The sequence below is a fragment of the Xenorhabdus taiwanensis genome (assembly GCF_036512875.1).
Lineage (GTDB): Bacteria > Pseudomonadota > Gammaproteobacteria > Enterobacterales > Enterobacteriaceae > Xenorhabdus > Xenorhabdus taiwanensis.
The window spans coordinates 3028784-3055384 of the sequence record NZ_AP028978.1 but is presented as its reverse complement, the minus strand read 5'-3'; the positions used below and the strand labels follow the sequence as shown (position 1 = coordinate 3055384).

At 43.0% G+C, this 26601-nt stretch carries 29 protein-coding genes; 18 read left to right on the top strand and 11 right to left on the bottom strand.

The annotated features are described in order from the left end of the window. Position 1: 1 nt before the first annotated feature. Together ACE1SE_RS14195 and ACE1SE_RS14190 are read left to right on the top strand one after the other, a co-directional pair. On the top strand, positions 2–751 hold the full coding sequence (locus ACE1SE_RS14195) for an SDR family NAD(P)-dependent oxidoreductase (protein ID WP_374051412.1): 750 nt from the start codon (positions 2–4) through the stop codon (positions 749–751). 121 nt (positions 752–872) lie between these two features. Continuing rightward, positions 873–1541, top strand: coding sequence for an epoxyqueuosine reductase QueH (locus tag ACE1SE_RS14190; protein ID WP_374051411.1), 669 nt, complete (start codon positions 873–875; stop codon positions 1539–1541). Between the two features lie 311 nt (positions 1542–1852). Here ACE1SE_RS14190 and ACE1SE_RS14185 read toward each other — a convergent pair whose 3' ends face one another. Then, a complete protein-coding gene (locus ACE1SE_RS14185) occupies positions 1853–2671 on the bottom strand; it encodes a helix-turn-helix transcriptional regulator (RefSeq protein ID WP_374051410.1) in 819 nt (272 codons plus the stop codon). Positions 2672–3680: 1009 nt separating this feature from the next. Between ACE1SE_RS14185 and ACE1SE_RS14180 the strand changes: the two genes are divergently transcribed. Next, positions 3681–4175 carry a bactofilin family protein gene (locus ACE1SE_RS14180; RefSeq protein WP_374051409.1) on the top strand — a complete coding sequence of 165 codons (495 nt, stop codon included), beginning with the start codon at positions 3681–3683 and terminating at the stop codon, positions 4173–4175. A 16-nt stretch (positions 4176–4191) separates the two neighbouring features. Further along, complete coding sequence (locus ACE1SE_RS14175) at positions 4192–4740, top strand: GNAT family N-acetyltransferase (protein ID WP_374051408.1); 549 nt, start codon at positions 4192–4194, stop codon at positions 4738–4740. 74 nt (positions 4741–4814) lie between these two features. Here the strand turns inward: ACE1SE_RS14175 and ACE1SE_RS14170 are convergent, their stop codons facing one another. Beyond that, positions 4815–5435: a phage repressor protein CI gene (locus tag ACE1SE_RS14170; RefSeq protein WP_374051407.1), complete on the bottom strand. Its 621-nt coding sequence runs from the start codon at positions 5433–5435 to the stop codon at positions 4815–4817. 254 nt (positions 5436–5689) lie between these two features. On the opposite strand from ACE1SE_RS14170, the gene ACE1SE_RS14165 reads away from it, so the two are divergent. The 12 genes from ACE1SE_RS14165 to ACE1SE_RS14110 all read left to right on the top strand — a co-directional run bounded on the left by ACE1SE_RS14165 (position 5690) and on the right by ACE1SE_RS14110 (position 14916). Then, complete coding sequence (locus tag ACE1SE_RS14165; RefSeq protein WP_374051406.1) at positions 5690–6028, top strand: DUF5347 family protein; 339 nt, start codon at positions 5690–5692, stop codon at positions 6026–6028. An 87-nt stretch (positions 6029–6115) separates the two neighbouring features. Continuing rightward, positions 6116–8002, top strand: coding sequence for a replication endonuclease (locus ACE1SE_RS14160; RefSeq protein ID WP_374051405.1), 1887 nt, complete (start codon positions 6116–6118; stop codon positions 8000–8002). Between the two features lie 157 nt (positions 8003–8159). Next, a complete protein-coding gene (locus tag ACE1SE_RS14155; protein WP_374051404.1) occupies positions 8160–8402 on the top strand; it encodes a hypothetical protein in 243 nt (80 codons plus the stop codon). A 17-nt stretch (positions 8403–8419) separates the two neighbouring features. Next, positions 8420–8656 carry a DinI-like family protein gene (locus tag ACE1SE_RS14150; protein ID WP_374051403.1) on the top strand — a complete coding sequence of 79 codons (237 nt, stop codon included), beginning with the start codon at positions 8420–8422 and terminating at the stop codon, positions 8654–8656. Positions 8657–8856: 200 nt separating this feature from the next. Then, on the top strand, positions 8857–9060 hold the full coding sequence (locus ACE1SE_RS14145) for a tail protein X (RefSeq protein ID WP_374051402.1): 204 nt from the start codon (positions 8857–8859) through the stop codon (positions 9058–9060). A gap of 57 nt (positions 9061–9117) precedes the next feature. Next, positions 9118–9600 carry a lysis system i-spanin subunit Rz gene (locus tag ACE1SE_RS14140; RefSeq protein ID WP_374051401.1) on the top strand — a complete coding sequence of 161 codons (483 nt, stop codon included), beginning with the start codon at positions 9118–9120 and terminating at the stop codon, positions 9598–9600. A 177-nt stretch (positions 9601–9777) separates the two neighbouring features. Next, on the top strand, positions 9778–10413 hold the full coding sequence (locus ACE1SE_RS14135; RefSeq protein WP_099113846.1) for a phage baseplate assembly protein V: 636 nt from the start codon (positions 9778–9780) through the stop codon (positions 10411–10413). Next, positions 10410–10760 (top strand): GPW/gp25 family protein, encoded by a 351-nt coding sequence (locus ACE1SE_RS14130; RefSeq protein WP_099131696.1) that lies wholly within the window; start codon positions 10410–10412, stop codon positions 10758–10760. Before ACE1SE_RS14135 ends, ACE1SE_RS14130 begins: the two co-directional genes overlap by 4 nt. 11 nt (positions 10761–10771) lie before the next feature. Continuing rightward, entirely contained in the window at positions 10772–11680 is a 909-nt protein-coding gene (locus tag ACE1SE_RS14125) for a baseplate assembly protein (protein ID WP_374051400.1), read from the top strand. Further along, on the top strand, positions 11673–12281 hold the full coding sequence (locus tag ACE1SE_RS14120) for a phage tail protein I (protein WP_374051399.1): 609 nt from the start codon (positions 11673–11675) through the stop codon (positions 12279–12281). Before ACE1SE_RS14125 ends, ACE1SE_RS14120 begins: the two co-directional genes overlap by 8 nt. Then, positions 12278–14299: a phage tail-collar fiber domain-containing protein gene (locus tag ACE1SE_RS14115; protein ID WP_374051398.1), complete on the top strand. Its 2022-nt coding sequence runs from the start codon at positions 12278–12280 to the stop codon at positions 14297–14299. The genes ACE1SE_RS14120 and ACE1SE_RS14115 overlap by 4 nt, the downstream gene beginning before the upstream one ends. Next, positions 14299–14916, top strand: a complete 618-nt coding sequence (locus ACE1SE_RS14110) for a tail fiber assembly protein (protein WP_374051397.1) — start codon at positions 14299–14301, stop codon at positions 14914–14916. The genes ACE1SE_RS14115 and ACE1SE_RS14110 overlap by 1 nt, the downstream gene beginning before the upstream one ends. Before the next feature lie 93 nt (positions 14917–15009). Here ACE1SE_RS14110 and ACE1SE_RS14105 read toward each other — a convergent pair whose 3' ends face one another. Next, positions 15010–16161, bottom strand: coding sequence for a phage tail fiber protein (locus ACE1SE_RS14105; RefSeq protein ID WP_374051396.1), 1152 nt, complete (start codon positions 16159–16161; stop codon positions 15010–15012). Positions 16162–16297: 136 nt separating this feature from the next. On the opposite strand from ACE1SE_RS14105, the gene ACE1SE_RS14100 reads away from it, so the two are divergent. Together ACE1SE_RS14100 and ACE1SE_RS14095 are read left to right on the top strand one after the other, a co-directional pair. Then, positions 16298–17068, top strand: coding sequence for a phage tail protein (locus ACE1SE_RS14100; protein ID WP_374051395.1), 771 nt, complete (start codon positions 16298–16300; stop codon positions 17066–17068). Beyond that, positions 17068–17670: a tail fiber assembly protein gene (locus ACE1SE_RS14095; RefSeq protein WP_374051394.1), complete on the top strand. Its 603-nt coding sequence runs from the start codon at positions 17068–17070 to the stop codon at positions 17668–17670. Before ACE1SE_RS14100 ends, ACE1SE_RS14095 begins: the two co-directional genes overlap by 1 nt. A gap of 290 nt (positions 17671–17960) precedes the next feature. Here ACE1SE_RS14095 and ACE1SE_RS14090 read toward each other — a convergent pair whose 3' ends face one another. The 8 genes from ACE1SE_RS14090 to ACE1SE_RS14055 are packed head-to-tail and all read right to left on the bottom strand — an operon-like array spanning position 17961 to position 26576. Next, the gene (locus ACE1SE_RS14090) at positions 17961–19976 is read right to left on the bottom strand and encodes a hypothetical protein (protein ID WP_374051393.1); all 2016 of its coding nucleotides are present in this window, start codon (positions 19974–19976) and stop codon (positions 17961–17963) included. A gap of 13 nt (positions 19977–19989) precedes the next feature. Continuing rightward, positions 19990–20646, bottom strand: coding sequence for a hypothetical protein (locus tag ACE1SE_RS14085; protein ID WP_374050980.1), 657 nt, complete (start codon positions 20644–20646; stop codon positions 19990–19992). A gap of 6 nt (positions 20647–20652) precedes the next feature. After that, on the bottom strand, positions 20653–20952 hold the full coding sequence (locus tag ACE1SE_RS14080) for a hypothetical protein (protein ID WP_374050981.1): 300 nt from the start codon (positions 20950–20952) through the stop codon (positions 20653–20655). Further along, positions 20949–24296, bottom strand: coding sequence for a TipJ family phage tail tip protein (locus ACE1SE_RS14075; RefSeq protein ID WP_374050982.1), 3348 nt, complete (start codon positions 24294–24296; stop codon positions 20949–20951). The genes ACE1SE_RS14080 and ACE1SE_RS14075 overlap by 4 nt, the downstream gene beginning before the upstream one ends. Then, a complete protein-coding gene (locus ACE1SE_RS14070; protein WP_374050983.1) occupies positions 24296–24880 on the bottom strand; it encodes a tail assembly protein in 585 nt (194 codons plus the stop codon). Before ACE1SE_RS14070 ends, ACE1SE_RS14075 begins: the two co-directional genes overlap by 1 nt. Further along, positions 24823–25536 (bottom strand): C40 family peptidase, encoded by a 714-nt coding sequence (locus tag ACE1SE_RS14065; RefSeq protein ID WP_374050984.1) that lies wholly within the window; start codon positions 25534–25536, stop codon positions 24823–24825. Before ACE1SE_RS14065 ends, ACE1SE_RS14070 begins: the two co-directional genes overlap by 58 nt. Positions 25537–25539: 3 nt before the next feature. Next, positions 25540–26244, bottom strand: a complete 705-nt coding sequence (locus tag ACE1SE_RS14060) for a phage minor tail protein L (protein ID WP_374050985.1) — start codon at positions 26242–26244, stop codon at positions 25540–25542. After that, on the bottom strand, positions 26241–26576 hold the full coding sequence (locus ACE1SE_RS14055) for a phage tail protein (RefSeq protein ID WP_374050986.1): 336 nt from the start codon (positions 26574–26576) through the stop codon (positions 26241–26243). The genes ACE1SE_RS14060 and ACE1SE_RS14055 overlap by 4 nt, the downstream gene beginning before the upstream one ends. Positions 26577–26601: the final 25 nt, after the last annotated feature.

Here is a 26601-nt window from a genome sequence, read left to right as displayed (position 1 = left end):
TATGTTTAATTTAGCGGGAAAAATTGCTTTTATTTCAGGTGGAACCAAAGGTATTGGCATGGGAATTGCCAGGGTATTGAAGCAAGCTGGTGCTGTTACTATTATTGCCGGCACTGATGAGCTGAGAGGAGAAACCATTGCCAAAGAGCTGGAGGTTGATTTTATACCTCTTGATGTGACTGATCAGGCAGCATGTAAAAACGTGATTGCTCAGATTGTTGAAAAGTACGGTAGGCTCGATATTCTTTGTTCCAATGCAGGTATTTTTCCACAGCATTATTTGAAAGATATGACTGCGGAAGATTGGGATTTAGTGCACACCGTCAACCTTAAAGGAACATTTTTCCTGGTGCAAGCTGCGCTGAATGTTATGGAAAAGCAGCATTACGGGCGTGTTGTTATCACTTCATCAATAACGGGTGAGATAACGGGCATTCAGGGTTACAGTCACTATGGTGCCAGTAAGGCAGGGCAGCTAGGGTTTATGCGCAGTGCGGCGTTGGAATACGCGGGGCAAGGTATTACCATTAATGCGGTTATGCCAGGCATGATTATGACGGAAGGCTTAAAGTCGTTTGGTGATGAATTCCTCAGTTATGCGAAAGATATCACGCCAATGCGGGCTTTGGGTTCGCCTGAAGATATTGGCTATGCTGCCTGTTTCCTGGCTTCCGATGAAGCAAAATATATTACTGGGCAAACAATTGTCGTTGATGGTGGGCAGGTTTTGCCAGAAGTACAGGAAGCCTGATTGTTTTACAAAGATTGTCGTAAGACAGTAGAAAAAGGTAAAATGTTTATCCAGTAAACACAGGGAGGGGGTCTTTGTTCTCTTCCTGATTTTTTATTGTCTGAATCAGGTAAGAAATATTATGTCACTGAGTTATGAACGTAAATCTCTTCCATTGCCAAACGGACACAAAAAAGTGCTATTGCACTCATGTTGTGCGCCATGTTCTGGGGAAGTGATGGAAGCGATGTTGGCTGCAGGAATTGATTTCACAATATTTTTCTATAACCCCAATATTCATCCCCTGAAAGAATACGAACTGCGTAAAGATGAAAATATCCGTTTTGCGCAGGAGATGGGCATTCCTTTTATCGACGCCGATTACGACCGTGATAATTGGTTTGAACGCGCGAAAGGAATGGAAAATGAGCCTGAACGCGGTATTCGTTGCACAATGTGTTTTGATATGCGTTTCGAACGAACAGCGCTTTATGCCTACGAACATGGTTTCCCGGTGATTACCAGCTCGCTCGGTATTTCGCGTTGGAAAAACATGCAGCAAATCAATGAATGTGGAGTTCGTGCCGCTTCCCGTTACCCTGACTTAATGTATTGGGAATATAACTGGCGCAAAGGGGGCGGATCTGCCCGTATGATAGAAATCAGTAAACGAGAAGAGTTCTATCAGCAGGAATATTGTGGTTGTATTTACTCGCTGCGGGATACTAATCGCCATCGTCTGGCTACCGGCCGTGAAAGAATTAAATTAGGTACAGTTTTTTATAGTGCAGATAGCAAGCAAAAAGAATAAAAAAAGCCTGCGCGGAAGCAGGCCAAAAATACGGCAAATATAAAAATCCCTGGTGGTGACTTAGAGCTTAGTCGGATTAGCTCTAAACAGTGATGAGTCACCATGACTATATGTGAGATGAGATACTGCCGTCCAATGGATTGCACAGATCAATAAGAGGAGATTGATCGATAAAAACGATCATTCATGATTTGGGTGCTTTCTTTGGCTAATTGTGGTTGCGGCTTTTCAGTTTGATCTAAACAAGTTTATATAAAACTGGAAAGCCTTGATTTATGAAATATAACACTAACTATTAGTTATTAAATGAATCATTCATCTTTGCCGTATCTTGAGCGATTAGGTGTACAGCCAAAGCGTCGGCGATAGCTTTGAGTGAAATAGGACTGACTGGAAAAACCCGATTCCAGTGAAATATCGGCGATACTCATTTCGCTATTTAGTAATAATTGATGAGCATAAAGAATGCGTTGTTCACTAATCCAGGCCTTGGGTGAAGTGCCATAGACACTGTTAAAAAGCTCCTTAAAAGAAGTTAACCCCATACCGAATTCACGTGCGAAGTCATTCAATTTCCATTCTTTGAGATAGTGAGCTTCCATAAATGTTTGCAGGCGTTCTACCGGGCGATTGCTTAATTTCCGTAGAATAGACATTAGCAATGTTCCCTGCTTACCCAAGGAAAGCAGCAACAGTAACTCTTCAACTCTTAGTTGAACCAAAGCTGGAGGAGAATCATGTGCCATTAAGTTCGCCAGCCCACGAATGCTTTCCGTTAACAAGGGAAACTGGTTAAAAGGAATCAACCTATAAGCAGGAAACTCTTGTCGCTCTAACTGACTTAATAATGATCCGAAACGTTGTAAGAAACTACGTAAGAACTCCATGTGTAAGGGTAACCATAATAGCTGACAACTTTCTGTATTGGTTTTCGCTGCATAACTTCCGGGATGGGTAAAAAGGATTTCATTCGATTTAATGTGATAAGTGTTTATGCAATCTTTCCACACCATTTCGCCATCAAGTAAAATATATAGCCCTCTTTGTTTATGTTCCAGGATATTGAAATCCGGCATGGTTAATTGGATCGTACAAATATTCTTTTGATTTACGCCTGTCGTCCTTTTCATCTAATACTCCTAATTTTCCGTATCGTGAGTAATCATTTTTTGATGAGTGCATGAAGTGTTTTTTATTATTAAGTAACCGTTGATATTATATAACTAAATGAATATTTGTGTTAGGTTTAAGTGTGATTTTTTCCTTATTTTTATCAATATCCGCATGGTTATTTTTAAGGTGTCATTAATATTAAAGTGATGTTTGTTTTTTTGTGGGTTTTTTCAATTATTTAATTTATAAGTATTTTTTATTAATCCAAATGTTTGCGCAGTAATAATATAATAGGTAATGTTGATGATTTTAAAAACACAAGATGAATCATTATGTAAATGAATATTGAAATAGAAACATTAACATCAAAAAACATCAATTATTGGTGACCTATATCATTTAAATAATGGCAGATTAACCCATTTAATTCTGATTGCAGATTTATAGATGAAATAGCCATAAACTAAATCATTATTGGGCATAGCGTGTTTTCATGGCTCTAACTATGATGCATTTTTGTTGGTCTTTTGTGTTTATTGTATTTGTTGTCATTAAATTGTGAATTTATGTGATGTATATATATAAAATAAGACGTGAAATCTATATTTCTGGATTTTCTTATTTCATAAATGTGAAAAAATTCAACAACAAATCAGAGGATTAAACTCAAATAGAAGCTTTATCCGTGTAATAACGCTATAAATCCCTCTGTTATAGCTTCGTAGATTGTTTTTTATACTTGTACAATGGTAGGATGTGCTTCCACAGCCTATTTCTGTTACCTGCTAAGGCATATGTATAGATATATTTTGCTGATGAAATATAAAAAAAAACCACAAAAACGAGAACAATATGACAATGTATCGTTTTTCAGATAACGCTTTTTTATGCAGTGTATGGCTCCTTTGGGGAATTGCATTGGGACTATATCTGTATGGTGCTCATTTTAGTTGCACCATGACAGCAATTTTATCTTTTTTAGCCTTAGTGTTTTACTTTATGAAAATGAAATTGAGAATAAACGCTATGTTTGGAAAAAAAACAACCGAAGCAGCGATTGCCAGTTCTGTGACACCTGCTATGGGCATCAAGCCTGAAGAGAAAAAATTACCAGAAGCCGAGATCCGCCCCAATACCATTATTGCAAAAAACTCTGTCTTCAAGGGGGATGTCGAAATGGAAGGGGATATCCAGATCTGGGGTAAAGTTGTTGGCAATATTCGCGTAAAAGGTGGTGCCATTCGGATTATGCATGCCGGTAAAGTTGAGGGTGAGCTGAATGCACCTGAAATTATCATCGATGGCCATGTTGAAGGCACGTGCTGTGCGGAAACATTAGATATCCTTGAACATGGTGAATTACGGGGCATTAGCCGTTGTGGCAGTATGTCAATTCGACGTGGTGGGTTGTTTTTTGGTCAATCCGAACAGGTTGATAATAAGAAAAAACCAGAAATGGAACGAGTTATTTCCATTAGGGAAAATCAGGGCGAAAAACCAAAAGCGAAAAGCAACACTTGATAATCAAGGAGGCGCTGTGGTTGTCGAATTGGAAACAGAACGGTTGTGGCTTCGTGCCTGGAAAGCCGAGGACAGAGAACCTTTCTTTCGCTTAAGTAGCAACCCTGAGGTAATGGAATTTTTTCCTGACATACTGACTAAAACGCAGAGCGATACTTTTATTGATAATTGTATCCGCAAGTTTGAAACGCAGGGTGGATGGGGATTATGGGCGGTTGAATTAAAACAAAGTGGTGAATTTATTGGCTCTGTAGGACTGAATGTCCCGAACATCAAATTTCCATTCTCGCCTTTTGTTGAGATAGGCTGGCGTCTGGACAAGTCATTTTGGGGGCAAGGTTATACTGGTGAAGCCGCCCGCAGAATTTTTGACTTTGCGTTTACGGAAATCGGGTTGGAGGAAATTGTTGCTTTTACCACAGTTTCTAATTACCGCTCGGAAAGTGTCATGAAAAAAGTGGGCATGGTCAGGGATGAAAAAACATTTCTTCACCCTGGATTGGAAGAAAACCATCCATTAAGGGAGCATGTTCTGTACCGGCTTCGGCATTCAGATTTTGTATGAAAATGGTTGAACACCATCAAGGTTATCCTAATAGACAGACATAACCTTGATGGAAACCGTTTTATGCCAGATTATTATTGTCTGGATATGACCAGAGCGACGCGGCCAATGAATTTGATATCGCTGATTGCACAATCAAAAGTGACGTCACTATCGCTGACCCGAATCTTGCTGATTGGGATTTTGGCAATCTTTTTGATACTGTGCATACCTTCAATATCCACCAGCCATAAACCGTCTTGAATATTATCTTCCTGCGTATCCAGCAGATACCATGAGGCACCATCATCAACAATCAGTGGATTTTTGAGTTCCTTGGAAATCAACTCGCTGTCCAGAATCACAGGGCTAACTTCATTGAGTTTACCGCCCGATAATTTTACACGAGAGATGGATGGAGCAATGATATCTTCCAACCGTTCCGCTTTTTTGCCACTTTCTCCATTTGGGAACATTTCTCCCTGACCCGTGCTCAACCACAGCAGTGAAGTGCCAGTTTCGAGATTGCACTGGATGATCCAATCCGCAGGGAAACTATCACGAAGGTAGCGGTTTGCCATCGTGCTTTTGGAAACGCCCAAATGGTCACTTAGGGCCTGACGTGATTTAAATCCATATGCGCGGACAAGACGTTCAATAGCAGGTCTTCCCCCACTATCGGCCCCCATTTTGATCTCAATATTGGTATTTTTCATTGACAGTACAGATAAGAGCTATTAGTATCCCGCCTAAGTTCTCGATGTGAGACCTTTGGTGGGTCCGGATTGGTTAAGATGAAAACCATTGAGAGATATTGCATCATGAACGCCCAAATTTCAATCTTTATGCCTGATATCGGTGTATTTCGGAAATGCCATTGAGGATAGGTAGAAAGTTTGAAATGAAGAGAAGTGTTGAAAATAGCGGGGAATCTTGAGGATCGTTTTCTAGGAAAATGTTGAGGGAAAATATGGCGAATACTGAGCAAGAAAAGTTTACCCAGATTAACCTCGGCCAGCGGCTGGGAGGATTGAATCACCTGTCGAGGATTAGGGCAATATATTGGGGCGACAATGAAAAGGAGTTAAATCGGTTTTTAGCTGATATGCGTGATAAAAGAGATGATTACTACGAACAGAATAAACGAGCGTTATCTGCCATTCTCTATTTGGCGAATATCCCACACTCCCGCCATGATAGTGAATTCAACCATTTTACCCAAGAGGAAAAGCGGGCGCTGATCAAGGCGATGAACCATATTAAGGTCGTTGTCAGTCAATTTCCCAAGTACCTGACATTGCCCAATTAATTGTAGCTTTTTAAACACATTATTTCTTTTTTGAACAAATGGCATGGATACGCCAGGCTCTTACTCGTCCTGAATATGGTGAAATTGATGAATAGTAACGTTATCACTTATGAACAAAACATACCGCTGGGAGTTTCAATGGCGGAGCGCCTGTTATGGGAAGTTAACGCGGAAGATCATCAATGGCGTCACCAATATATAGGACAAATGCCAGATTTTTTGGCTAAATACTTTAGCCGCCGTTATATTGATATCTTTAATCACTCAGGCCGACGTGATGCAAATTCTTTTCTGAGAAAAACGGTTGGACAAAATATCCTGCCGAGATTGCAACGGGTAAAAGAAAGGTATCAGTTTAGTCATTATATTTCTGGTATAACGCCTTTTCCTTTCATTGAACAATTGGAAAATATGGCGACATATGATCGCAAACGTCTCTTGAAACTTGCTCACGACATTTCCGTTTTTATTTCTGGTAATTATGAGCACTATTCTTTGCGTGTTTCCCAAAAACACGAACCAATTTCTGTTGGCTGCAAAGATGAGTCATTTTCCCGCGTTGCTAAATTGTACCAATTACTGGCAAAGCTGACTTTGCAATGTGGTACTCATCCTCCGTATTGGCAGCGTTTCAATCATGGCCGCAAAATGCCATCTGTTGATCAACTCTGTTCTGGCATGTTGCGCATGATGTCTGCCCGTTGGTGGTATTTTCGTTTAAAGCGTTTGCGTGATATCCAAGCTGAACATATGGCCATTGCCGTTGGGCAGGTACAGCAAGTCGCTTCTCCTTATGTTTCACACCAGGCATTGCGGGAATGGCTGGAACAAAAACGGCGCAATCGTGAATTTTTCAAGCATTTTGATTTGGAAAATGAAAAAGGGGAACGAATCTCACTGGCAGAGACAGTTGTTCATAGCAACGCGAATCCTGCGATCCGACGTTGTGAATTGATGGTCAGAATGCGCGGTTTCGAAGATATTGCCAACAAGATGCACTGTGTTGGGGAATTTTATACCATCACAGCTCCTGCGAAATATCATGCTGTCCAGCACAAGGGCGGGTTTGTCAAATCCTGGAATGGCGCAACGCCACGCGATACTCAACGTTATTTATGCGGTGTCTGGGCAAAAGCTCGGGCTGCGTTGGCACGGGCAGGTATTAATCTATTTGGTTTCCGTGTGGTGGAACCACATCATGATGGCACTCCTCATTGGCATATGGTGCTGTTTATGTTGCCGGAGCATTTGCAGCAAGTCAGAAGGCTCCTTGAGCATTACGCTTGTCAGGAAGAGCAGGGTGAGTTGCAGGACGATGAAGCCAAAAAGGTGCGTTTTAACTATCGGGCGATCGATCCCAATAAAGGCAGTGCGACCGGTTATATTGCCAAGTACATTTCCAAAAATATTGATGGTTATGCACTGGAAGAAGAAAAAGACCATGAAACCGGTGAATCCCTGCGTGATATGGCAAAATCAGTGACTGCCTGGGCGAGTCGCTGGCGCATTCGCCAATTTCAACAAATTGGCGGCGCTCCAGTTTCGGTTTGGCGCGAATTGCGTCGGCTCAGGGAAGTACGCCTGTCTGACCACAAAATAAACGCAGTGTTACAAGCGGCAGATGAGGGGAATTGGGCTGCTTATACCCAAGCACAGGGCGGGCCTTGGGTTTCACGTCGTGATTTAGTTATTCGCTTATCTTACAAAAATATCCCTTTTGGCAGTCCTTATGGTGAAGATGTTCAATCCATACAAGGCGTGACCTCCCCATTTTTGTCTCATGCAGGATTTATTTGTACGCGGCTCCACCAATGGACCATCGTGCCAAAATCAGAATCGACGGTTACATCTGAACGAATTGTTTATAAAAGACGCATAAAAATTTCCTCTTGGAGTTCTGTCAATAACTGTACGGATGAACAGGGAGGTAGAAAGATAGCGGGTTATACAGACCGTAGAATTGTCACAGTGTAAAAATTAAACAAACTGGCAAATGTTTCTGCTAAAACAGCAAACAATAGTTACTAACTATTAAATTTAATGACTAAAACAGGTAAAAACTACTTTAATTTTAGTCTTATTACGTGTACTGTATATACATACAGTTTCTTATATGGAGGCAGATAGATCAGTGGAATCTCTTATAGAATCATTGGTAGCGCAACGTATCAATTTCATTGCTAGAATGGCAACAAGTTGCGAATGCAATCATGCGGAAGACAAAGAGCTGGCACTGGTTTGGATAGCAGAGTTATCTGCACCTTATGAAAAAAGGTTTAACAGTTACCAGGGTAAACAGGAGAGCGATCTGTTAGGTAATGAGGTGAACAGCAACAAAATGTTAGGGAATTCGGGTGCAATAATAGAAGAATAGATTTGGCGGGGAAAAGAATGCGAGTGGAGATACTTTTCGATAAACAAGCTAATGTTTCTAAATCAGTCATATCTTCATTAGAAAGTGAACTAAAAAAAAGAATATTACCACACTATCCTGATACAAATTTTAGAATTGGAATTAGCAGTAGCACCTCCGTAAGAGTAACAGGGACTAAAAAAAGTAGTGAACACGACCACATGATGGAACTCATTCAAGAGGTTTGGGAGGATGATAGTTGGCTATCTGATTAACGCTGACAAAGGAACAATACCCTCCAATGAATAACATATCATTGTAATAAGAGCTAGGAGCCAAGGGCAGGAAACCATTTCCTGCCCTTGGTTTATGTATTACTGACCTAACAATCTCACCGCATTGAGGCATTTCGCTAATTATTTGATCATAACTCTCCGATTTACTAACTGACTTTTGCAAAGAGAAAGGAGAGTGTATGCAAGTTACCGCACAACAAAATGAGACAGTTGATGCCATTTGCTGGCGTCATTATGGACGTACATTGGGAATGACTGAGCGTGTGTTGCTGGCAAATCCTGGATTGGCTGATTTTGGCGCAGTATTGCCTCATGGAACGAAAGTTGAAATGCCAGAATTTATGCCTGCCGCCAGCAAACCTATTATCCAGCTTTGGGATTAAAGGGGAGGCTGAACTCGTTTGTTGGGAATTAATACACTAAAAAAGATGCCCTTAATTATGAGCTTGATCATTGGTGGAAGTCTTGGCTGGTGGGGACATCGCTCCCTGTTTCTCAGCGAAGTGGCGGGTTTGAAACAGCAACATGCTGCACAGCTTACTACCATCAACCAAAAAGCCCATTCAGAAACGTTGGCAGCTATTCAGCAAATGAAAGATGCACAAAATCGGGCTGCACAATTGGATGAATACTATGCAGGAAAATTAGCTCATGTCACCGAAGAAAATACGGTTTTGCGGACTGACATTATTGCTGGCCATCGGCGGGTGCAAATTGCCGCCGCCAACCTTGCTACCTGTCAGCTCACCCAAAACCGAGATACCCGCCCCCGCCGCATGGGCGATGGAACCCAAGTCGAACTCACTGCAAAAGCTGGACGCGCTATTTACGATATCCGAACCGGCATCATCAAAGACCAAGCCAAATTAGACTATTTACAACAATATATACGGGATGTTGTTCAGCAGTGTAAATCAGAATGATCGCATCTTATTGCAATGCTGTTTAAGTGATACGAAAAACCATAAAAGGCCTTCTTTTATTCCTGAGAAGGCCTTTTTATTTCTTTGATTAAAAAGGATTTTTATTCTGGATTTGTATGCTGTTTCCTACAAACCCAGTTTAATGTCCCGCCTGCTGTTTCGTGGCATTCTTACGTCATGAACACACAACTCACTGAACTGATGCGCTTATTGCGTAACCTGATCCGAACCGGCGTCATTACCCAAGTGGATACCACAAAGGGAATGTGCCGAGTCGCGACAGGCAATCTTGAAACCAACTGGCTGCACTGGTTGACATCCAGAGCGGGAAACTCCCGCACATGGTGGGCGCCCAGTGTCGGTGAGCAGGTTTTATTACTGTCCATCGGCGGAGAGCTGACCACCGCCTTTGTATTGCCTGCGATTTTTTCAGATGAGTTTCCGGCGCCATCAACATCACCTGAAGCGACGCATATCAAGTTTCCGGATGGTGCCGTGATGGAGTATGAACCGCAATCTGGCGCATTGACTGTGACTGGCATCAAGACCGCGACAGTGACTGCTTCGGATTCCGTCCATATTACCGCGCCGGAAATCACCTGTGTCGCCAGCACCCGAATTACGCTGGATACACCGGAGGTCATCTGTACGCAGCTAATGAGCACAGGCAACTTGATTGTGCGCAACGGCGGCAAAATGACGGGCAATATTGAACACACCGGAGGCACATTCAGTTCCAACGGCGTGGTCGTGGATTCCCATAAACACACCGGCATCAGGTCAGGCGGTGACACATCAGGAGGCCCCGTATGATGTATCTGGGAATGAATCGGCAGACGGGCCGAGAACTGACAGATTTGGCGCATATCCGGCAATCCGTCAGCGATATTTTATTAACCCCTGTGGGCAGCCGTATTGCGCGTCGTACCTACGGTTCTTTGCTGCCAGAACTGATTGACTGGCCACAAAACGCAGCGCTCCGGCTTCAGGTTATGGCGGCCAGTTATACCGCAATCAGCCGTTGGGAGCCACGCGTGATGCTGACCTCTATCACGATGGAAACCCGACAGGACGGCAAAATGGTGGTGGATATTACAGGTACTTATCATCAATCTGCCAAGGAATTTTCACTTTCTATTCCGGTGAGCCATTCCCGGTGAGGTAATAAGTCATGCCAACAATCGATTTAAGTCAGTTGCCACCACCGGATGTGGTTGAGCCACTGGATTACGAACAACTGCTGGAAGAGCGCAAAAAAGGCTTGATCTCGCTCTATCCAGAAGATCAGCAAGAAGCCATTGCACGTACTTTGCAACTGGAATCTGAACCTTTGGTCAAGTTGTTGGAAGAGAATGTTTATCGCGAATTGCTCTTACGTCAACGGGTTAACGAAGCTGCGCGGGCAGTAATGGTGGCCTATTCAACAGGCGGTGATTTGGATCAGTTGGGGGCGAACAACAACGTATCCCGTATGGTTCTGCATCCTGCGGATAATTCTACTGTACCACCGACACCGGCGGTGATGGAATCTGACAACGACTACCGCGTGCGCATTCCACAGGCTTTTGAAGGTTTGAGCGTTGCCGGCCCAGTCGGTGCGTATGAATACCATGCCCGCAGTGCGGATGGTCGTGTCGCTGACGCTTCGGCAATCAGCCCGTCGCCAGCTAACGTCACCGTAACCATTATGTCGCGGGAAGACAAAGGAATTGCTTCCAAAGAGCTGCTGGAAATTGTCGAAAAAGCGCTGAACGATGAAAACGTGCGTCCGGTGGCGGATCGTCTGAAAGTCCAGTCTGCGAACATTGTGGAATATGAAATTGATGCGGTGCTGTACATCTTCCCGACACCAGAATCAGAACCTATCCGCAAGGCGGCAGAACAGCGACTGAAACACTATGTTGAAGCACAGCACCGCTTGGGGCGTGACATTCGTTTGTCAGCAATTTATGCCGCATTGCATGTGGAAGGTATCCAGCGCGTGGAATTGAAAGCGCCGTTGAAAGACGTTGTTTTGGATAAAACTCAGGCATCTTACTGCACTAAAACTACCCTGACGATGGGAGGTTCGGATGAGTGATCGCCTTCTGCCGATGGGTTCGACTCAGCTAGAACTTGCAGCAGCCAAAGCCTGCGCAGAATTGCAGAAGGTCAAAGTTCCGTTACGTGAGCTGTGGAACCCAGACACTTGCCCGACATCACTACTGCCTTATTTGGCTTGGGCGTGGTCAGTCGATCGCTGGGACGAACGTTGGTCTGAGAGCACCAAAAGGGAAGTGATCAAAAGCTCGCTATTTTTGCATAAACATAAAGGGACGATTGGTGCGATTCGGCGAGTTGTCGAACCATTGGGTTATCTCATCCGTGTAAAAGAGTGGTGGCAGACCAACGATACCCCAGGCACCTTCCGGCTGGATATCGGTGTACTGGAAAACGGCATCACCCATGAAATGTTCGAGGAGCTGGAAAACCTGATTTTTGATGCCAAGCCAGTAAGCCGACATTTGATTGGGTTGGACATCAATCTGGATACACGTGGCGAATATCACTACTCAGCGGCGACTTATAGTGGTGACGAACTGACGGTTTACCCTTATTTCCCGGAACAAATAACAATCTCCGGCTCAGAAGTTGTGGGCGCGGGCGTACATATTATTGATGACATGAGGATTAGATCATGAGTACCAAATATTTTGCGCTACTGACGCAGTTAGGCGCAGATAAGTTAGCAAATGCTGCGGCATTGGGTACTAAAATTGAAATTACCCATATGGCCGTTGGTGATGGTGGTGGCAAGTTGCCGACACCGGACACCAAACAAACCAAATTGATTAATGAAAAGCGTCGTGCAGCGATTAACACGCTGAGCATTGATCCGAAAAACACCAACCAAATCATTGCGGAACAGGTTATTCCTGAAAACGAAGGTGGCTGGTGGATCCGTGAAATCGGCCTATATGACAAAGACGGTGTTTTGATCGCAGTGGGTAACTGCGCAGAAACCTACAAACCCCAATTGCAGGAAGGTTCCGGCCGTACCCAGACAATCCGCATGATCCTGATTGTCAGCAGTGCTAACGCAGTGACATTGAAAGTTGATCCGTCTGTGATTTTGGCTACGCGTGAGTATGTGGATGATTCCATTAAGAAACATGCCAATAGCCGTAACCATCCTGACGCGACGCTAAAAGAGAAGGGATTTGTGATCCTGAGCAGCGCGGTGGACAGCAATAGCGAAACTCATGCGGCAACACCGAAAGCGGTGAAGGCAGCATATGATTTGGCTAAAGCGGCGGATAATAATGCCAATGGCCGAGTTCCGGCAGGGCGTAAGGTGAATGGTAAGGCGCTGTCGGCGGATATTGCTCTGAACGCCGCAGATGTTGGTGCGTATAACACAGCCCAAACTGACGCTAAAGTGAGTGAGGTTAGATCCTTAGCTAACACTGCAAACCAAAATGCGGCTAATGCAAATAATAATGCCAACACACGTTTGGAGAAAAATAAGAACGGAGCGGATATTCCAAACAAAGATGAGTTTGTGAAAAACCTCGGTTTGGTGGGAATGGTAGATCTGGCTAAAAGTGCAGTACCGAATTCACGGAAGGTTAATGGGAAACCACTATCGGGGGATGTGGTTATAAATTCAGAGGATGTTGGCGCATTTTCCAGAGGAGCTACCACATCTGTTCAAGGAGAAAATGGCGTGCCGTGGGATGCAGCATCCGGTTCTTATATTGCCCAAAGAAATGGAGACACCCAGCTTGTCATACATTTTAATGTGGATGTTGGTAGTACCCCAGCTTTACAATTAAAGACTATGTATCGGAACAATGGCATTGCTTATCGTTCAGCTAGAGATAGATATGGATTTGAAGAGGCTTGGACAGAATTCTATACCACCAAAAATAAACCGACTGCGAATGATGTTGATGCTGTTTCTTCATTACATGGAGGAACGTTTCGTGATCATGTGCGTTTTGACAAAAATGTGATTGTAGGTAATAACGATAATTCAGTCGTGAGATTGAGTTCTAGTGGATCAGCAGTATCACCTGTCCACATCAATTTATGGGGAAACGCTGTACAGGGAGGAGGGAGATACACTGTATTAGAAGCTAGCGACAATCAAGGGTGGTTTTGGTTTAGCCAGAGGATAGATAATGGTAGTGTGCAGTTTGCAGTTAATGGAAAAATGTTACCTAACGATTATGGTAACTTCGATAGCCGTTACCTACAGCACCATCAACAACATATTCCAGTAGGAGTACCTTTACCTTGGCCTCATGCTAATCCACCTGAAGGTTATTTTGAATGTAATGGTCAGCAGTTTGATAAATCCCTATACCCCAAATTAGCAACGGCATATCCTTCCGGTACTGTACCAGACTTACGTGGTGAGTTTGTTCGTGGATTAGATAATGGGCGTGGTGCAGACCCGAATAGAGGAATACTAACACACCAAGAGGGAACTATCATTTCAGGTTTTGATGATAACGATACAGGGGATATAAGTTTCATTGGTGAACCCCAATATGCTTTTGGTGATCCTATGACAGCTACGCAATGGGAGAATACTAAAGGTAAGAGATGGATATATTGGAATAGTAAGGATATGGCAAAACGTTATGACTGGTGGGCTTATGTTTCAGCCCGTCCTCGTAATATCGCATTTTTATATATAGTGAGAGCGGCATAATGAAATATACAACAGATATTAAAACACCAAAATTTAATGAAAATGGCTTTGCAACTTCTAATGGTTGGGTTATGGTTTATCGGGCTAATACCGAGACAAGAGAATATATTTGTGCAGATATGGAACGCACTGTTATTGGTGTTAGTCTGTCTGCTGGGGCTTATTTAGATGCACCTAAATTGCCTGATTCAACAGATATTGCTATTTGTCGCAGTGAAGATGAAAAGTCATGGGTTCATGTACCAGATTATCGTGGAAGAATTGCTTATCATATTAAAAATCGAGAATCTCGAAAAATACAATCAATTGGTGAATTACCTTCTGAATTGACTTTATTAGAACCTAAGACTTCATTTGATAAATGGGATGGAAAACAATGGGTAACAGATTTTGATGAACAAAAAAAATATGATTTACAACAAGTAGAAAGCCAAAAACAATCTCTGTTACATGAAGCTGAACGAAAAATTATTCAATTAGAGCGTAAAATTCGGATTAATATGGCTTCAAAAGAGGAAGTTTCACTATTACGTGAATGGGAAGTCTATAGTGTTAAGTTAGTTGAACTTGATATTTCAGATATCAAAAAAACTGATTGGCCTAAAAAACCAGAATAATAATCAGGGGCATTATGCCCCTGATTATTATTTAGATTTCACAGTATTCCTAACACAAATATTAATCTATTTTTTTCAGTTCATGGATTATTATTACTCAGGGTTTTCTATTTCTTTATGCAATTTATTTTGATTTAAATTCCAAATAGAACCTTCTGGCATGTGGACACGAACGTCCAAGCGACAACCGTCAGGAATATCGCAAGGCTCACCCTCTGCATAGTAAATCAACTTACCTTCCAGCATGGTTTTTATACGCTTATTTTGAAATTTTTCAGGTAGATGTGAATGTTGCCTATGGAAAGTTTCAATGATAATACTACCATCTTTTTGCACTTTGTCAGAAATGTAAATTAACTCTAATCCATTATTATCTTTTGGTGATGAAATACCTCCATATACCCCCCATGCCTTATCAGAGTTATAACCTAATATCCCTGAAACTTTATAATAACCGATATTAATCCTAGTAACAGTTGCTCCTTCTGATTCATTATTAGTTATATATGTACCATCAGGGTAAATTTCTATTATTGGAGAATATGTCTTGAGAAAACCATTATTATCTGGTTTGGCATTATTATCATCCCAAAATTTACGAGTAACTATTTCATCTTTATTGATATGATCTGTACGATATGTATTTCCTCTATGCATGAAAATCAATCTATGACTCCATATCTGATCTTCCCCCTCACTTGAGGCTCCACTTACATTGCTAAATCTTAGCTGAACACCGAAATCTTTTGGTATGTTATATTTTTTGTGAAATGAAGCTTCAGGCCCAAACCCAGAATAACCATTGTAAATATTGTTCCATCCATCCAGATATGTGATGCGCATTACATCATTAATTGATGCCGCTCCGATATCACTAGCGGATGGTTTATTTTCAGGACTATATTGAACAAACCACTCTTCATATTCTTTACTCGGATACCATGACTGACGAACAGCAATGTGTCCACGATGAGACATATATACTTGTGAAGTACACGAATGACTTACAGTCACAATCATCATGCCATAACCGTAAATTGGACTTCCATTTACTTTGGGGAAATCTGATACTGTCTCAGGTTTATCAATAGCAATATTATATATTCCTGGTGTATTACAACTTACAAATGTTCCACCATTCCCCAATTCTCTGACGATAGATTTAGACCATGCCCCAGCAGCCAGATTAACGGTTCCCGCCAAACCGACGTTTAGTCTCAACCAGCATTCATGGTTGAATAACACAGCCGACGAATCCCCTTCTAAAAACCAATAAATCATAAAGTTTATTTGTTATTTTCTCTATTTGAGAACCTTTTAAAGTTTCTACTTGAAATTTGATGCTTAGGAAGTATCTTTTAACGTCGGTTTGGCGGGAACCGTGGAGCAAGCCAAGCAGGCGGTGCCGAATAGCCGGAAAATTAATGGAAAACCTCTAAGCACAGATATCAATTTAGGGGTGAATGATATTGGAGCGTATCCTGCGTTGAGATCTGTTGATGAAATTCCATCGTTAGGCTACAACGGCCCATTTAGAGGTTCAGAACAAATACATTATGCCCGAGGCGTTAGTATTGGAGATACCGATTATGGTCAAATTTGGGTTAATTCAATAGGGAGACTATTTGCTCAATTTTCTAATACTGATGGTGGAAAATCAGGTGGTGAATGTATTTATACGAATGATATTGTTGGCATACCAATGCCATGGCCAACTGAAATTCCTCCTGTGGGTTGGCTAAAATGCAATGGTGCAAAATTTACTAAGTCAGAGTATCCTAAATTAGCGGAGATATATCCATCTGGAGTGTTGCCGGATTTACGAGGTGAATTTATTCGTGGTTGGGATGATAGTAGAGGCATTGATATATCTCGTAATTTGTTGTCATGGCAAGATGCGACACAATTACCTAATATCTATATTTATGCTCGTTCATCTACTCAGGGAAGTTTAGTAACACCACCCATTAATAGTTATTCTAACAGTTATCCAACAGATAATACAGCCAAGAATTTTGAATCTCCTACATATGGTAGTGGTCAATATTTTTCCACAGCCAATCAATTAATCCCTACTGGCGCAGTTTCATTGGCTAATTTCAAAACGAGACCAAGAAACATAGCGTTTAATTATATTTTAAGGGCTAAATAATGATAATTTTTAAAGCTGGTTTAGATGAAAATAATATAGCAACCACTTCTGGAGAAGTAACTATATTTAATTACAATGCTATAACTAGAGAATATTTAAATAGTAATATTGAATTCCTAGCTGTTGGGGTAGGTATTCCAGCCCATTCTTGTGTTGATAACCCACTGAAAAATAAACCTGGTTTCGTAGTTTGTCGTAACAAAAAACTAACAGGCTGGGAATATTTATCAGATTATAGAGGAAAAACTGCTTACCATATTAAAACTCGACAAGAATTTAACATTACTGAAATAGGAGAATTACCTGATATTTTAACATTTGAGAAACCTAATACTGAATTTGACAATTGGGATGGCACTAAATGGGTTACAGATAAGATTACTTTAAAAGAAAATCAAATTTCTGAATCGAAAAAACAACAAATAATTTTACGTAAAAAAGCGAATGATGCCATTTTGCCATTACAATATGCAATTGATACTGAATTGGCAACAGATAAGGAAAGGTTTTCTCTAATTAAATGGAAAAAATATTTAGTGTTATTAAATAGAGTTGATTTTTCTGTTTCTCCAGATATTGAATGGCCGAAACTGCCAGAGTAAAATAGTTACAGGGGCATATGCCCCTGATTGTTTTTAATAATTAAAATACATAAAAATAAGTAGGGGCCTGTATTGCATTTACACAAATCTACGTACAGGCTCTATGTACATCACACTACTATTTAAAGCAGTTTATTGTAGATATTGACAAAACTGCATTTGTTTTTTTTAGTCATGAATATGATATCATTCTATTAAATTAACAAGATAAATTATCTCATTGTTTGTTCTGCCTTCATTGTATCATTGAGTCTATATCTCCACATTTTTACTAATTTTTAGGATCTTTTTTAGCGGTATTTTTTAATGAATTCTATAATATCATGTGAGTAAGGAAATATCGTATCATCATACTCAGCTCCTAACAGAGGATCATCAATGGCATAAGACTTCACCGTCCATTTAATTTCCTGCTTATGTTCATGACCATCTGACCACCTACTTATTTCAATCTCCCCTTCTTCATGGGAGTAATGAATACCGGAAAAATTACTTGTCACATGGTAGGTTAAGCCGCCACGTAAATAGCAACCACTCAGTACTTCACAATAAGTAATACCACCAGATTGCAGATTATGTAAAAGAGGAAATTTACCATTGAGAGGTCTTGCAATACTCATCATTTTATAACGAATATTTTTGACCGTTTTACGATAAGTTTGATTAATTCTTTTTATATTCAGATATTGAGCATCACCACCCCATGGATTATCTCCCCCTTCTATTTGTAATAACAGCCCAGCAAGATGGGTCTCATCCTTTCCAAGTCCAAATGGATTTTTATCTCCCCAATCTTCAGCATAATTACGATGTATGGTCAACCATGGATTAGCCCCAATGTCATTAGATGGGAAACGCCACCATACGGGGTAATAGCGGTTACTGCTCAATCCGGTCAGGTCTATCGTTGTGTTAAAACGCGGCTCAACCTTAATTTCTTCCGCAGTCGGTTTATTCTGAGGGCTATATGCTCGCACCCAGCCACCGTCGGACTTACGTTCCCATAACTCTTTTCCGCCAATCCAGCCAGTTGCTTCGATATCACTGGAAACATCCACTTTCCCTTCGATTTTCCCTCCCGTCTTAGGATAAGCATTTTTCGCCAAATTGATAGTTTCAGCATAATCATGAGCATAAGGAAGAACCGTATCGTCGTACTCTTTTCCTAATAGAGGATCATCAATAGCATAGGATTTTACCATCCATTTGATTTCCTTATCCTGATCATTTGACCAACTACTTATTTCTACTTCTCCTTCTTTATTGGAAGAATAGATACCGGAAAAATTACTTGTCACATGATAGGTTAAACCGCCACGTAAATAACAACCGCTAAATACTTCACAATAAGTGATATCACCAGATTTCAGATTATGTAAGAGAGAAAATTTACCATCGTGAGGTCTTGCAATACTCATCATTTTATAACGAATGTTTTTAACCGTTTTACGATAAGTTTGACTAATTCTCTTTATATTCAGATACTGAGCATCACCACCCCATGGGTTATCTCCACCTTCTATTTGTAATAACAAACCTGCTAGGTGGGCCTCGTCTTTCCCTAGCCCAAACGGATTTTTATCTCCTCGGTCTTCAGCATAATTACGATGTATGGCTAACCATGGATTAGCTCCAATGCCATTGGATGGAAAACGCCACCATACAGGATAATAGCGGTCACTGCTCAATCCGGTCAGGTCTATCGTCGTGTTAAAACGAGGTTCCCCCTGAACATCTTCTGCACTTAGGGTGACATCTCCCGTCAATGCCTTGCCATTAACCTTCCGTGAATTCGGTACGGCATTTTTTGCGAGATCTACGGTTCCCGCCAAACCGAGGTTTTTCACAAACGCCTGTTTATCATAAATATCGGCGCCGTTCTTGTTCTTGTCTAACATCGCCGCATACAGTGCCTTAATCGACTGCAATGACACCGTCTGACCATTCGGCAATGTCACGCTGACCGTCCCATTCTGTGTCATCCATTTATCCATGTTCTGGAGGAACTGCGTGATATAACTGTTGTTAGCCACCAAGTGCCGGACGCCATCTGAGATGGAATCAGGAACGGTGGTCTGAATCTGGTATTTTGCGTAATTTAGGGTAAGGAAAGCGCTATCCGCCAGTACCAGTTCGGTATCGGAGTTCACCGCCTGAATCATGTGCAATAAGTTGTTGTTGCCTGACCGGATTAATATAACCTGACCGGGGGCAACGCCGTTGATATTCGATTTAAATCGTGTGCCCGTGCCGCGGACAATAGCCGAGCCGGACACGGTGCTGATTGTGCCTTGTGAATAGAACATGGTGGGGTTCCTGTTAGACGTCGTAAAGAGCGCAGTCAATATACGGGCTGGTGAGATCTTCTATACTGAACTCAACAATCCAAGAGAGGGGACCTGATACGGCTGCCGGAACAAATTGTGTGGAATGACCGTTGAAGAAGGCAGAAAAAGAGGTGTCCCTGTATTGCAGTATGGGTAATTCTCCGGGTGGTTCGATTGACGAGCTAATCAAGCCTGTCGTTTGCATTAACAAGGCTTTCTTTCCCCGCAATGTCATTTGCTGGTTGGTGTTATATTCCCCCTCAATCGCCAGCGGGTTTGTATCACTGGTCATCACACATTTCCCGTTCTCATCCCAGACAGCAATCCCCCAATCAGGGACAGGCTGCGGATAAACCAGGGTAAAAAGGTAAATCTCACACACCGTTGGGGTACGGGAATCTGGCGCTGACAACTCAATATGCCAGCGGCTTTTTCCACTACTGAGTTCACCATAAGGTGCATTCTCTACACTGTCTGTATGGGCGCACATAAATGCCATGCACGGCTGCGTTGTGCTAATGTGCGTATCTATGCCTTCATACCATCTGCCAATGGTAACCGATATTTTCCTAACAAAAGAAAGTGGTGTCGTTTTGGGTGTCCACCACGGGATGCCTTCATTCGTTGTTAAAAATGCGCCCCAGTCCATATATCCTCACGCTGTATAATACGCAATCAGCCAGCCCTCAGCAGCCACACTGCGCCCTGTTGAAATAATGATTTGGTTGTCTCTCACCAAAAACTGGCGTTTGGCATTCGGCCATTCCCCCGTTTGTGTGCACATAAACACATACGACAGCCGCAGCCCCTGACTCATCGGCTCACGGGGGATAGTGAGTTCGCCTGTCGTCTGGCCGCTGTTCAGCTTCATAAATCCCGCATAAAGAAAAGGGCGGATGCCTGTATTACGCTGCCGCCCCTGCTCGTCCCACACACCAAAACCATAGTCACTCATCGAAATTGCCCTATATATCCCATTGCCGCCCTGACCCGTCCGTTTTGGTCATAACACGCAATTGCCCCATTCGCCCAGCGCAACCCTGCCTGAGAACGCATGTCATTAAATTCAAAAGCACCGGTGGCCGCATTAATCAAAAAGCCTGCCCTGTACTGTACGTAGTTCTTTGACCTGATGGCATCAGATAAGATAATTTCCCTGATATAGCCTTTATCAATAAACCCGTCCCTGATAAACACCTGACCGTTTTTGACCGCCATAAACGGCTCCAATTTGCCGTTGGTCGGGTTATAGAACGCAAAATTATTCGCAGAAAATCCAATATACGACTCCAGATTGCCGTTCTTAAATTCACCGCTAATCACCATGCCACCCGCGTTATATTTTGTCCCATTGCGGTTAATGGTGATATTCACGCTGTGGATGGCATAGCCGGCATTCTGGTTAAATTCCGCCTGCATTTTGCTGTTGATGATGGCCTGTTGTTCGCCAAATTGCGCCTGAACCTGCTGTTTTGATTCAGCCACCGCTTTCTGTGTACTGGATATGGCCTGTTTGTTAGTCACCACATCCGCCGCAATTTTACCCACGCTATCGTTAGTGTTCCCGATGCTGGTACGGATTTCGGTAAATTGCTGGCCAAACGATTTATCCCGCTCAGCTATCGTGGTCTCAACCGTTTTGATACGGGATGCGTTAGCCCCAACCGACGAATTAACTTCCGTTATTCTCTGCGCCCACGCCTCATTATCCGTTGCCCGTACCTGCCAGAGTTCGCTAATCTGCGCCTTACTCTCCCCGTCACGCACCATCAGTTCACGGGATAATTGCTGTTGCGCATTGGTGAGTTCAAGGGCGGTTTCCGCGTTCCAGTTCATGTCGGATTGCAGGCGTTTGCCCGCTTCGGCAGAAAGGAACTGGTTGCTTAATTCATCCAGAATTTCCTTGGCGTTGTCATTGGGTTCGCCGACCGCTTCAACGAAATGAGATTTACCGAACTCATTGACACTGCGAACATAGAACCAATATAGCACCCCGGCTTTTAGCTGACCTTTTATCCAGAATTTAGCAATACCCAGAAAATCAGCCTTTGCTTCAATCTCGTTAATGTTGATGATCTGTTTTTCTGAAAACCAGAATTCAAACTGAGTATCCAGTGTCTTTGGGGCGCTAATGTGCGGAATCGCTTTTAACTCAAAAAATCCCGGCTCAATGTTAACTACAGAAGGTGCGGCAGGAGCGCCAATTACCATCTGAACCTTGGATTCATCTCCTAACATTCCGTTATCATCACGAGCGCGGACCCCAACCATATAAATACCAGCACCCAATCCATTGAAGTAATATTCAAGTTCCTTGGTATTCCCGCGCGACACCACTTTATTGTCACGATACACCGTCACATCAAAAGAGATACTGCGGTTAATGGTTGTTGTCGCCCACATTGCGCGAGCCTGAACCTGAGAGCTATCGAGAATATATGCAATACTCAAACGCTCAATACTAGGAATACGAATAATGTTCTGTGTAACTGGATTACCCTTAAAATCAGCTCCATTATCGACAATAGCCTCTTTTTGGGGCTCATGTTGAATGCAGGTAAAATTGTAATTACCCGTTTTATTGTCCTCGGCAATACTCATAACTCTGAACAGACGAGTGACCAATGATTTTTTAGAAATTGAGAACACGCCCCATTGTCGTAATCCCATAGCCGCATCTTTCAGGGTGACAACATCTCCATTTACGGATTCGATATCAACCCGAATGAACTTGCCATCACTGCCCATATAGGAAAAATAACCTGACTCACCTTTTGCGAATTCGACGGGAGCATCAATGCGAACGGTTTTACCTGAAAATGAAAGAACGCGACCGCCAACACGCGCAGCAGCAAATGTATTGTCTGCAATCTCAACTATATCACCCGGAATACAGTTAATTCCCTCCCGTCCTGTACTGAATGTGACTGATTCGGTTTCGAGTTTCTCAGTTTCGATAATCCATTTACCAACACGATGAGCCTGTCCACGACTGGTACAGCCAAATGCCGCCACTTTTTTAATGTTGATTCCCAGACGAGCAGCCAACTCATCATCCTGAACAAGCTCACGCTCATCTTTCCAGCCGTTATCTGGGTTAGTCCACGTAACCTCAATCGCAGTATGTCGCGCCTTTTTTGCAGCCGAGCTGTAGTTAAACTTTCCCTCAACCACGTTAGCGTTGGTGAATGCCCAGACCGGATCGGACGGCCTATCCTGAAAAGTGGTAAGTTGCAATCCATTCCATACCTGCATACCACGAAAGACACTCGCCAAATCATCCAGAACATCCCGCGCCTTGCGTTGGGTGGTTATGTATGCATTACAGGTGAAACGGGGTTCAGTCCCACCAAATCCATCAGGGACAGACTGATCGCAGTATTGCGCGATGGTATAGAGCGCGAATTTGTCACAACCAAATGACCCCATCAATTTACCGATACCATAGCGTGTATTGGTTACTAGATCGTAAAAAATCCATGCAGGGTTATTGGTGTATGCAGGCTTAAAGCGTCCTGTCCATACCCCCTTATATTCACGGGTTTCTGGGTTATAGTTATCAGGAACCTGAACAACCATCCCTTTAATGTGATAAGTGCGTTTTGGTGTGTCAGCGAATAATGACCGATCAATACGCATACCGACCACGGCGCTATTGGGATAGCTCATCAAGGTATCGGTAATTTCGGTATAACTGGTCCATACCGTACCGTTGCGGAGCTGATCGCTTTTACTGTCATCTGTTAAGCGTGATACACGGATCTGAAACGGTTTTTTCTTCGGTGCATCAATAGTATGAGATTCTAAATATTGTCCACTAATTTTAGCTGGGCCTATCTGGACAACCTTTGCGTTATACCAGCCAGAACCATCATTCACATCAATAGACAGTTGCACCGAGCTATTGCTCTGATTGCCCTTGCTATCTGTCTTAACGAGCTGACTAACTCCCAACGTGAACCTGATTCTATCCACATCACGGTTGGACACAGATCTGAGAATGGGTGTGTCTTTTTTCACTTCAACGCTGACAGGAATTTCACTTTCAACGAATGGATAATCACTGAGTGGTTCTTGGGATTGAGTGCCAGCACGCCACTGTACAGTAACGCCATTTATATTAGGATTGCCATTTCTATCAACAATAGGAGTTCCGTTAATTCTGAACCCGTGCAGCCCACCCACAGGCCCTTCTATTTGCCCTTCACTGACCAGATCAACAATTCTCAAGAACTGTTTGTTTTTTAGATTGTCATCTAGTAATGTTGGTGTACTGCCACCACCTCCGCCTTTTCCCATTATTCCGTCTCCAAGCCTTGAGAAATCACATTTGAGCCTACAACCATCTCACCGTATGCAATCGGAACGGGATACCCTTGTCCGATGCGATTTTCCAGTGAATTGAAATACTGGTTTCCATCTGTCTTGCTTGAACCCATTTCAGGGCCTTTAGGCATTTTGGTTAACATGGATGCCAACCCTGCACTGATTAATGCAACACCTGCTATAGCTAATCCTGTCGCCACAGCCCCAGACATGCCAGCCCATGCTGCAATCGAAGCGCCGCCCGTCCAAAATGCCGCCACAACAGCAACAACACCCAAGATAGCCATGCCGACCCCATTACCACCAGCGCCCCCAACCACCGGAACGATAGTCACGGTGTCACCATCATTAAGAGGATGGTTCATGCCAACAGGAATGCTATTTTCTGTCATATCCTGCCCTGCAATGCGTACACGAATATGCCCGTCAGAAAGTGCCTGCTGGAATCCTTTTAACTGATAACACAGGCACCTGACCGCTTCTGCTGCGTCACGCACTTCTAATTCGTAGCGACGACCAAATCTTCTAAGATGGCCTCCAAGCTGTAACTTGACCATTGTTTATGTCTCCATACTGAGTGGGTGTATCTAAGCCAGTAACCGTCATAGACATCGCGTTTACTGATGCGGTCTGGTCGATGGTGTAGGATTTGCTGATTGCCGATATAAATCGCCCCGTGACAGGGTGTTTGACTACCTAAACAAATGAGAATAATGTCGCCGGGCTGAATCTCATCAACCTGCTCAAATCCCTGACTGAGGCTGTTATCAAGGTAAAGATTTTGCCCTTTGTTCCACCACTCATCTTCACGCTCGGCATCTATTAATTCGATACCCGCGAGATGATAAGCGTCCCTAATGAGGGAATAGCAATCTTGTGTACCATGTATGAATTCTCGACCTAATAATCGGGGAACGGGGCGGAATTTATGAATACGAACACCACAAGCCAGCCACCACGGCAAGCCCGTTTTTATTTGCTGCTCCCTGTCTCCGGTACTCAGGCGAGGCTTTCCGTTTGGGTGACTGTGAACAATCGCCTCAATGTCGGCAAAGCATTCTGCGGTTATCCAGTCATCGGGGTTAATTTCGAAATAGTTCTCAGGATCTGGCGAAATATTGCGGCACGGGAAATAGCGACCACCTGAAATCAGGCCGCACGATTCCCTCGCCCCTTCCGCTTTAGCGTGGGCGATAATGTCTTTTTCAATCATGGGTTAACCTAATTTGTTAGCACCTAAAAAGCCGCCAAAGGGCATAGGTTGAGGGCGTGGATATCTCTTAATGCAACCGCTGAATTTCTTAGAACATCGATCTTTGAGTGGATTTGTAGTTGGCTGGTCTTTTTCATCTGCCACAGGTGGTCCATCATAGCCACAGTCAACAGAACGATATTGCCAGCTACAAATATCCGCCTGAATCACTCGCGCAGGAATTAACGCACCATCAGTTTCACTGGGTAATGCGAGCACATAGGTTACAAAGTCAGAATTTGAATCTTGTTTTTGTTCTATCAGGTACTTACTTACTGCTTCTCGTGTTGAGTCTGCCTGTGGGTTGCCGTTGGGAAAATTCACTGCATCCAGATAAATCTCAGGCACTTGATGGCGTGTCACCACAGCCCCTAACGCATCATTGAAATCCTGATTTATTGCCGTAAGGAATCCGTTAATGTTGGCAAAGACCATTTTCGGTCTGGAGCTGGGTCCTTTCCCGCTCATCTCAAACCCTGTCACTTCTACCGGATAAGGTTCATATCGCACGCCTTGCCAGATGATCGGCTGTAACTTTCTGTTCATACCATCATGGAAGCGGTAGATATCGCCACCAAAGGCCGTTAAATCTATTTCATACAGATTGAGAATGGCGTTCTGAGCCAGTTCGGTAACCTCAATCCGCATTTCTTTTGGAATGTCTCTCATGCCACCACCTCCTCAAAGATGCAGCTAATAGACCAGCGCATCCGATGACGGTTGACCGTCCACGAACGGCAAACGAAGGTACGCAATTGGTTGTCATCACTGGTTCGCCATGTGAATGACTCTACCGCACCTCGTGCCCGTAGAAACTCATCAATAGCACGTCCGGTTTCCACGCTCCCTGTAAAGCTAAGCTGGTAGCGTTTTAACTGGTTATTGATGCCGTCTTTGATACGCTGCTCATAGCCGTCACCAAACCGGATAACCTTTACTCGCGGCTCATGAGTCACTTCATGGTTATCCTGTGGCCGCCATTTAAATTCTGGTTTTGTCATATTTCACCTAATAAAAAACCCGCCG

Coding starts and splice junctions, on each gene's coding strand:
- ACE1SE_RS14120 (WP_374051399.1), top strand. CDS start 11,673: ATGAGTGATCGCCTTCTGCCGATGGGTTCGACTCAGCTAGAACTTGCA.
- ACE1SE_RS14070 (WP_374050983.1), bottom strand. CDS start 24,880: ATGGTCAAGTTACAGCTTGGAGGCCATCTTAGAAGATTTGGTCGTCGC.
- ACE1SE_RS14075 (WP_374050982.1), bottom strand. CDS start 24,296: ATGGGAAAAGGCGGAGGTGGTGGCAGTACACCAACATTACTAGATGAC.
- ACE1SE_RS14160 (WP_374051405.1), top strand. CDS start 6,116: ATGAATAGTAACGTTATCACTTATGAACAAAACATACCGCTGGGAGTT.
- ACE1SE_RS14055 (WP_374050986.1), bottom strand. CDS start 26,576: ATGACAAAACCAGAATTTAAATGGCGGCCACAGGATAACCATGAAGTG.
- ACE1SE_RS14180 (WP_374051409.1), top strand. CDS start 3,681: ATGTTTGGAAAAAAAACAACCGAAGCAGCGATTGCCAGTTCTGTGACA.
- ACE1SE_RS14190 (WP_374051411.1), top strand. CDS start 873: ATGTCACTGAGTTATGAACGTAAATCTCTTCCATTGCCAAACGGACAC.
- ACE1SE_RS14060 (WP_374050985.1), bottom strand. CDS start 26,244: ATGAGAGACATTCCAAAAGAAATGCGGATTGAGGTTACCGAACTGGCT.
- ACE1SE_RS14140 (WP_374051401.1), top strand. CDS start 9,118: ATGAGCTTGATCATTGGTGGAAGTCTTGGCTGGTGGGGACATCGCTCC.
- ACE1SE_RS14135 (WP_099113846.1), top strand. CDS start 9,778: ATGAACACACAACTCACTGAACTGATGCGCTTATTGCGTAACCTGATC.
- ACE1SE_RS14125 (WP_374051400.1), top strand. CDS start 10,772: ATGCCAACAATCGATTTAAGTCAGTTGCCACCACCGGATGTGGTTGAG.
- ACE1SE_RS14195 (WP_374051412.1), top strand. CDS start 2: ATGTTTAATTTAGCGGGAAAAATTGCTTTTATTTCAGGTGGAACCAAA.
- ACE1SE_RS14150 (WP_374051403.1), top strand. CDS start 8,420: ATGCGAGTGGAGATACTTTTCGATAAACAAGCTAATGTTTCTAAATCA.
- ACE1SE_RS14185 (WP_374051410.1), bottom strand. CDS start 2,671: ATGAAAAGGACGACAGGCGTAAATCAAAAGAATATTTGTACGATCCAA.
- ACE1SE_RS14130 (WP_099131696.1), top strand. CDS start 10,410: ATGATGTATCTGGGAATGAATCGGCAGACGGGCCGAGAACTGACAGAT.
- ACE1SE_RS14170 (WP_374051407.1), bottom strand. CDS start 5,435: ATGAAAAATACCAATATTGAGATCAAAATGGGGGCCGATAGTGGGGGA.
- ACE1SE_RS14085 (WP_374050980.1), bottom strand. CDS start 20,646: ATGGACTGGGGCGCATTTTTAACAACGAATGAAGGCATCCCGTGGTGG.
- ACE1SE_RS14080 (WP_374050981.1), bottom strand. CDS start 20,952: ATGAGTGACTATGGTTTTGGTGTGTGGGACGAGCAGGGGCGGCAGCGT.
- ACE1SE_RS14115 (WP_374051398.1), top strand. CDS start 12,278: ATGAGTACCAAATATTTTGCGCTACTGACGCAGTTAGGCGCAGATAAG.
- ACE1SE_RS14095 (WP_374051394.1), top strand. CDS start 17,068: ATGATAATTTTTAAAGCTGGTTTAGATGAAAATAATATAGCAACCACT.
- ACE1SE_RS14110 (WP_374051397.1), top strand. CDS start 14,299: ATGAAATATACAACAGATATTAAAACACCAAAATTTAATGAAAATGGC.
- ACE1SE_RS14165 (WP_374051406.1), top strand. CDS start 5,690: ATGGCGAATACTGAGCAAGAAAAGTTTACCCAGATTAACCTCGGCCAG.
- ACE1SE_RS14145 (WP_374051402.1), top strand. CDS start 8,857: ATGCAAGTTACCGCACAACAAAATGAGACAGTTGATGCCATTTGCTGG.
- ACE1SE_RS14090 (WP_374051393.1), bottom strand. CDS start 19,976: ATGTTCTATTCACAAGGCACAATCAGCACCGTGTCCGGCTCGGCTATT.
- ACE1SE_RS14065 (WP_374050984.1), bottom strand. CDS start 25,536: ATGATTGAAAAAGACATTATCGCCCACGCTAAAGCGGAAGGGGCGAGG.